This is a genomic window from Butyricimonas sp. Marseille-P2440 (assembly GCF_900091675.1).
GTDB lineage: Bacteria > Bacteroidota > Bacteroidia > Bacteroidales > Marinifilaceae > Butyricimonas > Butyricimonas synergistica.
Window position 1 is genome coordinate 1,191,647 of sequence record NZ_LT594609.1, and the last position, 14,891, is coordinate 1,206,537.

At 44.0% G+C, this 14,891-nt stretch carries 10 protein-coding genes; all 10 read left to right on the forward strand.

The features are described 5' to 3' along the window. Positions 1 to 292 precede the first annotated feature (292 nt). The 10 genes from BN8899_RS10595 (at position 293) to BN8899_RS10640 (ending at position 14,875) form a co-directional block, all read left to right on the forward strand. Entirely contained in the window at positions 293 to 1,465 is a 1,173-nt protein-coding gene (locus BN8899_RS10595; protein ID WP_018337551.1) for a FecR family protein, read from the forward strand. 27 nt (positions 1,466 to 1,492) lie between these two features. Further along, entirely contained in the window at positions 1,493 to 2,635 is a 1,143-nt protein-coding gene (locus BN8899_RS10600; RefSeq protein WP_231932326.1) for a TlpA disulfide reductase family protein, read from the forward strand. Positions 2,636 to 2,646: 11 nt separating this feature from the next. Further along, entirely contained in the window at positions 2,647 to 3,780 is a 1,134-nt protein-coding gene (locus BN8899_RS10605; protein ID WP_065219351.1) for a TlpA disulfide reductase family protein, read from the forward strand. Positions 3,781 to 3,789: 9 nt separating this feature from the next. Next, on the forward strand, positions 3,790 to 4,767 hold the full coding sequence (locus BN8899_RS10610; protein WP_026207470.1) for a hypothetical protein: 978 nt from the start codon (positions 3,790 to 3,792) through the stop codon (positions 4,765 to 4,767). An 82-nt stretch (positions 4,768 to 4,849) separates the two neighbouring features. Next, complete coding sequence (locus BN8899_RS10615; protein WP_065219352.1) at positions 4,850 to 8,209, forward strand: SusC/RagA family TonB-linked outer membrane protein; 3,360 nt, start codon at positions 4,850 to 4,852, stop codon at positions 8,207 to 8,209. A gap of 12 nt (positions 8,210 to 8,221) precedes the next feature. Next, positions 8,222 to 9,640, forward strand: a complete 1,419-nt coding sequence (locus BN8899_RS10620) for a RagB/SusD family nutrient uptake outer membrane protein (protein ID WP_231932327.1) — start codon at positions 8,222 to 8,224, stop codon at positions 9,638 to 9,640. A 23-nt stretch (positions 9,641 to 9,663) separates the two neighbouring features. Continuing rightward, positions 9,664 to 10,650: a DUF4843 domain-containing protein gene (locus BN8899_RS10625; RefSeq protein ID WP_018337545.1), complete on the forward strand. Its 987-nt coding sequence runs from the start codon at positions 9,664 to 9,666 to the stop codon at positions 10,648 to 10,650. 29 nt (positions 10,651 to 10,679) lie between these two features. Beyond that, entirely contained in the window at positions 10,680 to 12,260 is a 1,581-nt protein-coding gene (locus BN8899_RS10630) for a PKD-like family lipoprotein (protein ID WP_187376855.1), read from the forward strand. Positions 12,261 to 12,271: 11 nt separating this feature from the next. Next, positions 12,272 to 13,366 (forward strand): TlpA disulfide reductase family protein, encoded by a 1,095-nt coding sequence (locus BN8899_RS10635; protein ID WP_018337543.1) that lies wholly within the window; start codon positions 12,272 to 12,274, stop codon positions 13,364 to 13,366. Between the two features lie 123 nt (positions 13,367 to 13,489). Continuing rightward, positions 13,490 to 14,875: an alpha-L-fucosidase gene (locus tag BN8899_RS10640; protein ID WP_065219354.1), complete on the forward strand. Its 1,386-nt coding sequence runs from the start codon at positions 13,490 to 13,492 to the stop codon at positions 14,873 to 14,875. Positions 14,876 to 14,891 lie beyond the last annotated feature (16 nt).

Consider the following 14,891-nt stretch of genomic DNA (forward strand, 5'->3'; position numbering starts at 1 on the left):
TTCCTGCCCGAGAGCAATTTGTTTTTATTTTTTCTTCTATTTTTTGGGGGTTCGTACCCCCCCTTAAATAAAACTTGTGCGTTTTATATATGTAATTGAGTTTAGAATGTGATTAAACGTTCCTTTATTACTCGTTGAGTATTACTTTTTACATTGGAATACGACTTTTTCTTAAGGCGTTTGTAATTAGTGTTTTCCAATATGATTGCATATTTGGCATTAAGGCATTTTGAATGTCCTTTTATACTATTAATAAAGGAACGTTTAAAGATATAGGTAAAAATGTGATTTTATGGAACATAATAGAGAAATATTATTTGAGATTTCTGCATTGATTTATAAAAGTTTATCCGGAGATATAACACGTGAAGAACAGTTAATGTTGGATGCGTGGAAAAATGCTTCCGAACGGAATCTAGAGTTGTATGAAAAGATATGCTCTGATAAGGTAATGCAGGATAAGATAAAGCTATATAGCGGTAGTAATGTGCAGACCGCATTCGATTCTTTTATCCGGAGGAGAGAGAAAAAGAATACGCGTAGGCGTTTGGTCGTGAGAATCTCACGTTATGCGGCTATTATTGCCTTGCCTTTATTTGTTGTTTTGTTTTATTTTAATCGGGCAGAGATAGGCGACGGATTGTTGGAGTTGTCGGAGAACACGGTGCCGGTGAAAAGGAATGCTCCGGTGTTGACGCTTTCTAACGGGCAGGAAATGATCCTTTACAATCAGGATATAACGTTGAACGAGGAAAATGGCGTGCGGATCACGATGAAAACGACAGGAGGAATGCAATATAATACTTCGGATTCAACAAAATCGGAAATGGTGTACAACACGTTGACGACACCGTCGCAATGTGATTTCACGTTTACGCTGGCGGATGGGACGAGAGTATGGTTGAATGCTAAATCGTCATTGCGTTATCCGGTTGCGTTTACCGGTAATGAGCGTGTCGTGTATGCCGAGGGAGAGATTTACCTGGAAGTGGCAAAAGACCGGAAGCATCCGTTTTTCGTGGTGTTGAATGGGATGAAGGTTGAGGTGTTGGGTACTTCATTCAATATTAATTCTTATGCCGATGAGAATTTTGCAGAGGTTACTTTGGTGGAAGGGCACGTTGCGGCGCACGTGGATGACGATAGCTATGATTTGTTGCCGAATCGCCAATTGCGTTGGGATAAGGAAAATCAAAGCGTGGATATAAAGATGGTAAACGTGAATGATTATATTGCGTGGAAGGAGGGACACTATATTTTCAAGGGAAGGATGTTGTCGGAAGTGGCGAAAGTGTTGCAACGTTGGTATGACGTGGAGGTCGTTTTCGAGGATGAAGAAAGTGCCAAGGTTATTTACACGGGAGTGGTTTACAAGGAAGAGAATTTTGATGTTTTTATTCAACGGCTTAGAGAGACGTCATCTTTGTCGTGTAGAATGGAAGGAGATAAATTATACGTGAAGTAATTTTATTAAATACTTAAATCAGTTTGTATGAGAAAATTTCTAGTATTGGGATGTTTTTTAATGTCCGGTGTCGGACTTTTGGGGCAAAATAAAATGCCGCAGGAGAGTGAAGGGTGCGTGGTGCGAGGGGTGTTGGATGGTGTTTACAAGGGAAAGAAAGTATATTTGGTAGAAGAGGAGGAAATTAACGGGGCGTCGAAGGTGATCGATAGTTGCGAGGTCGTGGATAATCGCTATACTTTTAATATTAAAGATGTGGCTGTGCCAAGAATGTATTTCATCAAGAGCGGTGATCCGGAATGCTTGAGTCCAATCTCTCCTTTCTGGGTGGAAAAAGGAATCGTGAATATCCGGGCAAATTCGCAATTTTTTATGAATTGTAATGTGGCAGGAACAGCTAATAATGAAATATTCTATGCTTATAATGCAGAGGTAAGGCACATTATGGACAGTGTGCGCCGGGTGGCTAACATCGATGTGTTACTGGATCGGAATCAGACTCCGGAAGCCCAGGACAGGGCTTTTAAAGCTCGTACCGATTTTCACAATCGTCGGTCGCTGGAATTGCAGGAGGAAGTGGTAAGACGTTATTATGACCAAGCGATTGCGCCATTTATGATTTTTTGGGAGATGAAGGCGAATGTGTCGCTTGACAAGTTGAAGGAGTTGCGTGGAGTGGTTGCCCCGAGTTTGAACGGGCATCCTTATACAAAGCAGTTGGATGAGTATATCCGTTTGGCTGAGTTTAAGGTGGGAAGTGATATGCCGGATTTTAAATTGCCGGATAAGGATGGGAAAGATTTCACACTTAGCAGTTTGAGGGGGAAATACGTGCTAGTGGATTTTTGGGCATCTTGGTGTGGTCCGTGTATGCGGGAAATGCCTAACGTGGTGAAATTGTACAAGGAGTGCAAAGGGAAAAATTTTGAGATCGTGGGAGTGTCCCTCGATAAGGAGAAAAACGCGTGGTTAAATGCCGTGAAAAGTAATAAGATGCAATGGATTCAAGTGAGTGACTTGAAAGGCTGGGCAACGCTTCCCGTGAAGTTATGTAACGTGTCGGCTGTGCCATACACGGTTTTAGTAGATCCGGAGGGAAAAGTGGTGGCTCTCGACCTTCGGGGTGAAGAGTTGATCAAGAAGGTAAAAGAGATCGTGGGTAAAAAATAATAATTTGTGATATGAAACATATATTTGTTTTAGTTGTAGCGTGTTTGTGGTCAGCCTGGGTAATCGGACAGGAGAAAGAGGTGGAGGGATACGAGATTCGTGGCGTATTGGAGGGAAAGTACAAAGCGAATAAAGTGTATCTGGTGGAAGAAGACGAAATACAGGGTCCGTCGAGGGTGACTGATAGCAGCGAGGTAGTGAATAACCGTTATACATTCAAGGGACCGAAGGTTGATTGCGTGAAAATGTATTTTATTAAAAGCGGAGATCCGGATTGTTTGAGCCCGATTACTCCATTTTTCCTAGAGAATGGAGTGATAAATATCCGGTCGAATTCGGAGTTCTTTTTGAATGCAGAAGCTAAAGGAACGATCACGAATGATATTTTCGGTTTTTATAATGCTTTGATAAAGCATCTTGAGGATAGTTCGATGCGTGCATTTTTACTGGAGAAAAAACTGTATGGAGAACGGGATTACGAGTATGAAAATGCCGAATTCAAGCGCCGTACGGCTCATGGCAAACAAAGAAATCTGGATATACTGAAGGATATGGTGAAAATGTATCCGGATCAAGTGACGGCGCCGTTCTTTATTTACTGGGGAATGAGATACCAGTTGCCGTTGGAGGAATTGAAAGTTATGCGCACGGCGATTGATTCGAAATTGAACGAACACCCTTACACGAAACAATTGGATGAGTTTATTCGTTTAGCTGAATTCAACGTGGGAAGCACTATACCTGATTTTACTTTGCCCGATCAGAATGGCAAGATGGTAAGTGTAAAGGATTTCAGGGGAAAATATGTATTGATTGATTTCTGGGCTTCATGGTGCGGACCGTGCCTGAGGGAGATGCCTAACGTGGTGAAGCTGTACAAGGAATGTAAAGGGAAAAACTTCGAGATTTTGGGAATTTCCCTGGATAAAGATAAGAATGCTTGGACGGCAGCTGTGAAGAAAAATGGGATGAAGTGGGTACAAGTGTGTGATTTGAAGATGTGGGGAACGGAACCCGTGAAGTTGTGTAACGTGAGAGCCGTGCCTTATACGGTGTTGATCGATCCGGAGGGGAAAGTGGTAGCCTTGAATTTGCGGGGAGAGGAATTGATAGCGAAGGTAAAAGAGATTGTAGGAAAAAAATAAACGAAAGTTATGAGAAGGATAATATTAGCTTTACTCTTGGGATGTATTTTTATACTTCCCGCGGGTGCGAAGGGTAAAATGACTTATATCACTGCCGAGATTCAGGGATATAATGGGGATATGGTTTATTTTGATTTCATGGAGAAAGACGGGATAAATGCGGAACTCCCTTACCAAGAAAACCAGTTGATGGAAATAGCGGTGGAGCTGGATGATATTACGATGTTGAGGATCAATACATGGATTTATGTTTGCCTGCAACCGGGGGATAGTATTCATGCCAAGATCGTGTATGATGGGAAATATCATAAAACAGCCGAATACACGGGCACCCCGCAGGCTGTAGCTATCGCTACCGCATTACAGGAAATAAGGGCTGCTCGACGAGCTGCCGGGTATAAGGCAAATATGCCTGCGGCACTCGTGACGTTAGTGGAAGCGAAAGATTATTACGCCCAGACGTTGTCTGAATGGAAAAAAGAGATCTGTATTCTGGATCAGGTGAGAGATCGGATTTCTCCTGGGGTATATAATAATGTATTGTCGGAATTGGATGGGGTTTTTCTGACGAATCTGATTAACTACCCGTATGCAAGTGCAGGTTTCCACAAGAAGAAAATTCAGGATTGTTTGGCTGACGGATACTGGGATGTGTTGAACGATTATAAACCGAGAGGGGATAAAGCTTCGCTAAGAAACCGGGGGTATATGTCGTTTCTCACGACTTATAAAGATTATATGAGGCGAAAGGAAGCCGGTAATAAGGCAGAAGGGTTTACCCCGAATAAATCGTTGGAAGACGAATATGCCGATCTTGCTGATTTTTATGATGGTTCTTTGAGAGATGCGGCGTTGTTTGTCTTTTTGTACAATGCGATAGCAAATAACGGTGATTTCGATAGACTCGATAAATTGAGAAAGGATTACTTGAAGAAGTATAATAAGGATAAGGAGTATAAAAAGATTCTTGCGCAAATCATGAAATAAAAGTACGGGGAGTACTAGCGATACTCCCCATTACTTGAATTTTTACTTAAAAGTTACTTTAAACTAAAAACTAAACAAAGTTATGCAAAAAAAAAGAGTGTGTCTACATTCATGTGGAATTAAATTTACCCTCTTTGCACTTGTTTTTTTCTTGTTCACCGGAAATCTACACGCCGGGAATGACGAGGATTACAAGGATACGAAGATTACGTTGAAGGTAAAGGAGATGGAACTGAACAGGGTACTGGATACTCTGGCGGAGATGGCGAAAGTGCGTTTTTTTTACAATCATGCACAAATTGACGTGAAGAAAAAGATTACGGCTGATTTTAAGGGCGAAACGTTGAATTACGTGTTGATGATCGTGTTGGGTGGACAAGACGTGGATGTCGAGTTTCAGGTCAATCGGGTGATCATGTTGAAACCCCGTCCGAAAATGGCTCCCGGGGCAACCGTGATTAAGGTGAGCGGTAAGGTGATCGATGCAAGTACGAAAGAAACTTTGCCTGGAGCCAGTATCGTGTTGAAAGAGAAACCGGGTATGGGTGTCGTTACGGATATGGACGGAAATTTCTTTATTGAAGTACCGGAAGGAATAAGGGCATTGATCGTTTCTTTTATCGGGTTCGAGAGTGAAACGGTGCCTTTGACCGGGAAGCTGACAGAGATGGAGATTAAGTTGACGCCCAAGACGGAGGAAATTGAAGATGTGGTGGTAACCGGTATGGCGCCCCGGAAGGTAGAGAGTTTCACGGGAGGGTACGTGACCGTGAAAGGAAGTGAATTGAAGAAATTGAACCCGAATAATTTGTTGAAGGCTTTGCAGATTTTTGATCCGAGTTTCCGTATATTGGAAAATAATTCAAGGGGGTCTGACCCGAACGCGATGCCGGAATTTCGTTTGAGGGGTGATGTGCAATTGGGTGGTGTTGATGCAAGCAGCATGGAGATGATGATGGGAGATTATTCCCAACGTCCGAATATGCCTCTTTTCGTGTTGGATGGTTTTGAAACCACATTGCAGCGGATTGTAGACCTCGATCCGGAACGGGTGGAGTCGATCACCATATTAAAAGATGCAGCCGCAACGGCTATTTATGGTTCCAGAGCATCGAATGGGGTTCTAGTTTTCGAGACGAAGAAACCGTTGCCAGGTGCGTTGAATGTGTCTTACAGTGCGAGTGTCGGTATTTCCGTACCCGATCTGACGGATTATAACTTGATGAACGCGAGGGAAAAGTTGGAATTCGAACGGCAGGCGGGGTTGTTTACTTCCGTGTCGCAGCTGAATTACTACAATCATTACCGGCAAGAGATATTGAGAGGGGTGGATACATATTGGTTATCCGAGCCTTTACGGACTGCCGTGACGCATCGGCACACGCTTAGCATGGATGGTGGTGACGAGGCTTTGCGTTATAACTTGAGCGTGAACTACGGAAGTCAGCCGGGGGTAATGAAAGAATCAGACCGTAATAACATGGGGTTGAACCTGGGATTGCAATACCGGAGGAAGAAATGGAATATCTCGAATCAGTTGAGCTTGTCTAACACGAAAGGAAATAATACTCCTTACGGTTCTTTCAGCGAATATACGAGGATGAATCCTTATTACCGGAAAACAGACGAGAACGGACAGTACACGAAAATTATTGAATATAAAGGAATGGGCTCAGGTACACAACGAGTAACTATTCAGAATCCGCTTTATAACACGCAATTCCCGTTTAAGGATCTCACGGAGAATTTTAACGTGACGGATAATTTGAATATCGAATGTGCTGTTTTGGAAAATTTGCGGGTATCGGCGGGAGCTTCTTTCACCAAGGGAACCTCCCGTATGGAGCAGTTCCGGTCGATGAATCACACGATGTTCGCAGAGGAAACCGATCAGACCAAGAAAGGATCGTACACGAAAAACACGGGAGAATCGTTTGCGTGGAGCTTGAATGCTTCCGTGAATTATAATTTCCAGAAAGATAAACATCTGGTGAGTATGTTTGCCCGTTGGAATGTGGACGAGTCGAAAAGTAACAGTGTGAATCTCTCTGCCAAGGGATTCCCGAATGATAATATGACCGATTTCCTTTTCGGTTTCGAGATGGATAACCGGGTGAGCGGTTCGGAATCGACTTCCCGCTCGATGGGTATTATCGGGCAGGTCAGCTATATGTACGATATGCGTTATGCTGCGGATTTCAGCGTGCGCGGGGATATATCTTCCCAATTCGGTTCGGATGCCGGGATGGCTCCTTTTTGGGCTTTCGGTGCCCGCTGGAATGTCCACCGGGAGAAATGGTTTGAAAATTCGATTATCTCCAATCTGGTGATTCGTGGTTCTTACGGTATCACCGGTTCGCAGAGTTATTCTCCCTATCAGGCAAAGGAAACTTACACATTTGCCAACCTGATGTTCCCTTATCCGGCTTCGGATGTTTTGGGTGCCGAATTGATGGGGATCGGCAATCCCGATTTAGGGTGGTCGACCACGGAGAACCGAAGTCTGGCTCTTGAGATCGGGTTGTGGAATAGCCGAATTAACGCTTCTTTCTCTTATTATAATAATTACACGGACGAGTTGTTATTAGAATATACTTTGCCTCCATCCGTGGGTTTCCGGTCTATGACGATGAATGCGGGAGCCTTGGAGAATAAGGGTATCGATATTCAGGCGAGCGTGATCGCTATTCAGGATTACGAGCGTCAGATCCAATGGTCTATTTCGGCTAATGGGGCTCATAACAAGAATAAAATCAAAAAAATATCGAACGTGTTGAAAGTGATGAACGAGGAAAACCTGAAGCGGAAAGATGCCCCTGTGCCTATTTACGAAGAAGGTAAATCGACCACACAATTGTTTACGGTTCGTTCGTTGGGTATTGACCCGGCAACCGGAAAGGAAATTTTCTTGAAACGGAATGGAGAGAAGACTTATATTTGGGATCCGATCGATAAGGTGTCCGTGGGTGATACAGAACCGAAGTTCAGGGGTGCGATTTCCTCTTCATTCACGTACAAGAATTTGAGTGTGGGATTAGGTTTCACCTATGAATGGGGTGGTTACCGTTATAATTCTACTTTGGTGGATAAGATCGAAAATTCAAGTGTGGCTTATAATCTGGACAAGAGAGCCTTGACGAAACGTTGGAGTCCGGAGAACCCGAATGCGAGGTATAAGTCTATTGAGATTGTGGGACAGACAACCGAGAGCAGCAGCCGTTTCGTACAAAAATTCAATGAACTAAAGTTTTCTTCAATCTCGATAGGGTACCGTTTAGACCCGAAGGAGTTCAAGTTTTTGCAGGCGTGCCGGATTGCAAGTGTTTCCTTGAATTTCTCGATGAATGACATCGCTCGGCTTTCCTCGGTGAAACAGGAGCGCGGTTTGGATTATCCTTTTGCTCGTGATTTTAATTTGTCCTTATCCGTATTGTTTAACTAAAAGGAGGAATACATGATGAAAAAGATATTAATAGTGTGGAGTTGGATGATGTTGATAGGTCTGGCAGCCTGTTCCGACTGGGTTGACGTGAACCCGAAAACAGAAGTGGAGGCGGATGATTTCTTCCGGACGGAAGACGGATTCAAGAGTGCCTTAATCGGGGTTTATGCCCGGATGACGAATACGGAAACTTACGGGGCGGATATGACGTTCGCTTATATCGAGCAACTGGCACAGCGGTACGATAATTATAGTGCTTCGAATGCCCCGACCGATGAGGAGAGAGCCAAGATATACGATTATTCGAATGATGTTTCTTCCAAAGGCAAGCTCGAATCTATTTGGGAAAATATGTACAAGAATATAGCTAATATCAATAATCTTCTGAAGAATTTGGGTACGAACGGGGACGTGATCGTTACGGAGGGATACCGGGATCTGATTGAAGGTGAGGCTTTGGCTTTGCGGGCATTCCATTATTTCGACTTGTTGCGTTTGTGGGGACCCGTGTACAGTCTGAATCCCACGGTGAAAAGTGTGCCGTGGAGAGATCAGTTTACCTCGGAAAAAGTGCCGTTGATGGCGGCGAATGAATTGGTGGAAAAGATTCTGGGGGATTTGACTACGGCAGAACGTTTACTAAAGAACGATCAGGCGGATTGGGGACGAAACGCGAATGAGCTTTTTATCGGGGATCGGAAGCACCGGATGAATAAATACGCCGTGAAGGCTTTGCTGGCAAGGGTGTACCTGTATATTGGGAATAAAGAGAAGGCTGCCGAGTATGCACGGGAGGTTATTGACGGGTGCGGGTTGAAATTGGCGAGGGATAACCGTTCGGATGTGTCTATGTTCGAAGAAACGTTGTTTGCCTTGGGAATGTATAATATGGAAGAGAAGTTGTCGAGTTATTGGAAAAATTCAACTACTTTGAACTCGGAACTTTGGATTTCTCCCGCGAATGCCCGTACTGTTTTCGAGATAAACGAGGGAATCGGTTTGAATGATATTCGTTACCGGAATAATTACGGCTTCCTGCATGGGTTGAATTCCGTGATTAGCCGGAAATATCTGGGAGAGGATACACAATACAAGGAGAAAGTGCCTTTGATTCGTTTGGTCGAGATGTATTATATCTTGGCGGAATCGGTTTCTTTGGAGGAAAGCGTGACTTATATCAATACTGTGCGTAATACCAGAGGAATTTCCCGTTCGCACGATATCCAGTTTACCTCGGACTACACGGATGCCTCACGGGTGGCTGCTTTGGAAAAAGAGTACCAGAAGGAATTTTTTGCCGAAGGACAATTCTTTTATTTCTTGAAAAGGCACAACCGGGCTACTTTTTATCGTTGTCCCGTGGATGTGATGCGCTACTATGTATTACCGATTCCGAACGACGAGGTGGAATACGGGAATGTTACCGAGTAATCATGTAATGTAAAAAAGATACCATGAGAAAATATATTGTTTATATCGCTCTTTTGCTTATCTCGTTAGCCGCTTGCCAGGAAGACACGATACAGGGATATGCGATAGACAGGGATGGGTTGCAGTTTAATTATGATACCAATGAAATGCAACTGGATTACAAGTTTATTGACCAGTACCGGGTGGATACGGTCTGGGAATGGGGATACCCGTACACTCGTAGGCATTATTTCGGGGATTCGCTGTTGCGGGATACGCTTTCCTTGTATGTCACACTGATGGGGCATAGCGGAGTGGAAGACCGGGAATTTAAATTGAAAACCGTACTGCTGGACGGACAGGATCCGGCAACAGCGGCTAAGGTTGAGTTTTTTCCTTCCTATCGTTTCCGGGCGGGACAATTGATTGATACCATTCAATTCGTCGTTCTGCTTCCCGAGACCCGGGGCAACTACACGGTGGGGCTGACCTTTGATCTCGATGAATCGGATCCTTACTTTGAATCGGGCGCCGCAGAAAAGAAGATTTACAGGTTAAGGGTATCCAATCGGTACCCGAAACCGGAATATTGGGATATGCAAAAAGATTACCTGGGTGAGTATTCCGAAGAAAAGTATGCCTTTATGGTTTCTATCCTGCATAACTTATTTAATATGTATGATGATTGGGCTGCGAACAACGTGACCTTGCGGGAGGAATTGCAGAAATATAATGATGAGCATCCCGGGAACCCGAAAGATTTCACGTTCCCCGTGTGGACGAAGCCCTCTTGGTGGGATTACCCGTATATCCAGCCTTACGTGGGAGAATATAGCGAGGCGAAGAAAGAGTTTATTGTTTCGATCGTGGGACAATATAATTTTGATAATGCCACGTGGGCGATAGATTGGGAGTCGACACATACCCAGTTGCGTAAGGAATATGATGCTTGGAATGAGGCTCATCCTGATGAACCGCTGGCATTCCCCCAGTTCCCGGAAAATCCTGTACTCCCGGATAATGATAAGTGACCCCCCGTTTAATCGTAAAAGTGAAAATGATGAAAAAGATAATTTATATATTGGGAATCGTTACTTTATTTCTAGCAGGGTGCTATGATGATAAAGGAAATTATGATTACAAGGAGGTGAACGATCTGACGATTGCATTCACCCCCGAAGCAACAAGCGAAGGCGAGGATTACTCGTATTCTTACCAGTATCGGCAACCACCTCTGGATTCTTTGAAAGTAACCTATATCCCTGTTATTAGCCAGACGACGAAGGATGGAGAGGATAATTTGGAGTTTTTATGGACCGTTTCTCGCACGGTGGATGGTAAAAAAGTTATCGATAGCGTGTACACGAAGGAATTGTTGTTGAAGTATCCTCCTAGAAAAGCATCGCTTTACGAGGTTGTTTTTAAGGTGAAGGATGTGTCTACACAAATTGAGTACTATCGCCAGTTAAACATGAAAACCGTAGTACCTTTCGTGAGGAGTTGGTTCGTGCTGAACGGTCCGCAGGGTGATCGTCGGTTGTCGGTAATCGAAGACCCGAATGAAGAGGAAACAGCACAGATCACGTTGGATGTTTATCAGGATTTGTGGGGGGCGAGACGCTTCCAGAAAGCCGAACGCATCATGTATGCCCCGGATCAAAGTTTGGATTATAGGCGGGGAGCAGCGTTAAGTGTGGTACAACCCGATTCGGTAAGTTGGTTGTATGCCTTTGAGATGTTGGATTACAAACCTTCAAGAATATTATTCCCGAGCGGTTTCTCGCAAAAATTTGCTTATGGGGTCGCAAATAATGTTTGGCGTAATAGTGTAGTTGTAGATCAAAACGGTAAATTCTATCATGCAGGTTCAACCGGATTTTACTATACGGTAAAAACTCAACCGGATGTTGAAAATTATACGGTCGATAAAATGTATATGTCTACCAATGGGTTTGTGACTGTATGGGATAAAAAGAACAAGAAATTCATGTATTATGAATTAAACCAGAACAGTTGTTACAGGGAGGACGGAACGATATATCCTTCGAATGATGACGGAAACACGGCATTGCTGACATTGGTGCCAAACGGTTCGCTAGATGAAAACGAGTGGGAGAAAAATGAAGTTCTTTGGGTCGGTCAGGGAATTTCTCCGGCTTCCGAGGAGAGTGGAGCTCTTGTGATAGGGAAGAATACGGCTACCTCTATTTATAATATGTATCATTTTGAGGCGGGAAAAGATAAAGATGGTGACGGGGGTGTTTCGATAAAAAAAGTGGAACTCGGTAGTTTGGACGTGGATGCAAACTCTTGTTTTGCAACCTCGGTAGCTTATGCCGATCAATTCTTCTACACGAAAGAGTCAAAAGTCTACCTGTACAATTCGGTAAGTAAGGAAGCTATTGAATTGTATGATGCGGGAGGTGTGATTCATCAAATGCAGTTCCGGGTATGCAGTTCTCATTATAACGTAACCAATGAAAACCGTAGTATCGGAATCGTGGTGAACAAGGCTGACGGGACGGGAGAGTTGCACGAGATATTTTTGGATGAAGCGGGCGATTTCGTGAAAGCTATTGTCCATACTGGTTTTGGCACGATTCAGGATATTGCTTATTCGTTCGTGACAGGAAATATTTAAATCATTATAAAATGAACAGGTTAATATTATTATTGAGTATATTCTTTCTTCTCCCCGGGTTTGTTGCCGGGGAGGGAAAGACATTCACGATTGACGGGTATGTAAAAGAATTGACAGAGGGGGAGATGCTGGTGATTTCGAATCGGATAGACCGGGTGGATACGTTAGGAAGGGGAAAGATCGAGAACGGGAAATTCCGGATTCAAGGAGAATTGTCAGAGCCTTGTGTCGCTTTGTTAAAAGTGGGAGGCTATGACGGTGGTTTTGTATTTTTGTTGGATACGGATGCTCCTTATGAAGTGGAATTATGGCAATCCGGTAAGAATTCTATTAAAGGAGGAAAGTTACAGAGTGAGTTGAATGCTTATCAGGAAATAGTAGGGAAAGCCAATGTCGAAATGGGCAAATTGCGGGAGGAGATGAATAAGGCTGAAGCCCAGAAGCATTTCAAAACGGTTGGTGAGTTGAAAAAGAAGATTGAAAAGGTGAAAGAAAAAGCCCAGAAAGATTTGGGTGTCATCGTGGAGAGAAATAAAGATAACCTCTTTGCCGCTTATATTCAGACGGCAGGTATGGGACGCATGGATTTGGCGGCGTTGAAGCGATGCTACGAGCAACTGTCGGAAAAAGCCCGTCAGACAGAACCCGCTAAAATTTTGGCAGCGCGGATTACTACCTTGGAAAACGTGAATGTGAACGCAGTGGCTCCCGATTTTACTTTGCAAACGCCGGGAGGAGAGTCTGTTGCGATGTATAGTGTGAAGGGAAAATTGAAAATTATTGATTTTTGGGCTTCTTGGTGTGGACCTTGTCGCCAAGAGAACCCGAATATGGTGAAGTTGTATAACGAGTATAAGGATAAGGGGTTGGCTGTAATTAGTGTTTCTTTGGATGAAAGGAAAAACAAGTGGGAGGAGGCGATAGAGAAAGACGGTCTGACCTGGTTGCATCTTTCCGATTTGAAAGGTTGGCAGAGTGATGTCGTGAAAAAATACAATATCGATGCAGTGCCGACCATATTCGTGCTGGACGAGAATAATCGGATTATAGCTAAGAACTTGAGAGGTGAAAAGTTGAAAGCATTTGTTTCGGAACGATTGAAATAGTATTTGTGTCCTTTTGAGATAAGGAAGTATTCCGGCTTTCCTCTGTTTGCAAGGGGAGAGTCGGAATATTTGTTATCTTTGCAATTGTTTGTGTAAAATATATGAATTGCTAAAAGAAAAACAATGCAGAAATTATTGTCATGTCTGGTACTTGTTTTGTGGGGTACCTTGTTGAAAGCCCAATACGAGGGGATGGATTATTACTGGGAGCAAGATCCGGCTGTGAAAGTAAAATTAGAACGCTGGCAGGATTTGAAGTTCGGTTTTTTCGTGCACTGGGGGCCATACAGCCAAAAAGGGTATTGCGAGTCGTGGACGATTTGTTCGGAAGATGCCGATTGGATACAGCGGGACACGACGATCTCTTATGACGAGTATTACCGGGATTACGTGGATTTGAAAAAAACGTTCAATCCGGTGAAGTTCGATCCAGACAAGTGGGCGGAGTTGGCTAAGGAGGCGGGGATGAGATATTTCGTGTTCACGACGAAGCATCACGACGGATTCTGTATGTGGGACACGAAGGAGACGGATTATAAGATCACTTCCGTGGAATGTCCTTATCACACGGCTCCGAACCCGGACGTGTTGAAAGAATTATACGGTGCTTTTCAGAAGCGGGATTTTATGATCGGGGCTTATTTCTCGAAGCCGGACTGGAATAGTCCTTACTATTGGTCGGATCGATGGCAACACGGTGATCGGAACGTGAATTACAAGATCAAGGAACACCCGTGGATGTGGGAGAAATTCTGTAATTTTACTTACAATCAGGTGAAGGAATTGATGACTGGATACGGACCCGTGGATATTCTTTGGCTGGATGGCGGTTGGGTAGCTCCTGAGAACCGGGGACAGGATATTAAATTGGATCGGATTATCCGTATGGCTCGGGAATATCAACCCGGATTAATTGCGGTAGACCGGTGGGTAGGGGGAAAATACGAGAATTATCGTACCCCAGAACAGAAGATTCCCGAGAAACCGTGGGGCTACCCGTGGGAAACTTGTATGACGATGGCGAATCAGTGGTCGTATCTGCCAGGGGACAAATACAAACCTACCCGTGAATTGGTGCATTACCTAGTGGATATTGTTAGCAAGGGAGGAAACTTCTTGTTGAACGTGGGAGTCGACGGTAACGGGGAGATTCCGCCGGAAGGCATAAAGATCATGAAAGAGATGGGGGCGTGGATGGAGATTAACGGTGAGGCAATCTATGAAACCCGACCGATAGCCCCGTATAAAGAAGCGAAAATTTGCTACACGAAGCACAAGAGTAACGGGAAGGTGTACGCTATCTACTTGAATGATGAGGACGAACCGAATCCGCCCGCACAGATCATGCTTTACAGTATGAAGCCGGGTAAAGGGACAAAAGTTACGTTATTGGGGTATAAGGGTAATTTGAGTTACAAGCGGGTAGGTAATGGAATGTTGGTTACATTGCCGGCTTCATTCGTGAAGAATCCCCCGTGCGGTTACGCGTGGAGTCTTTGTATAGAATAGAGTGAGGGCGCATGAT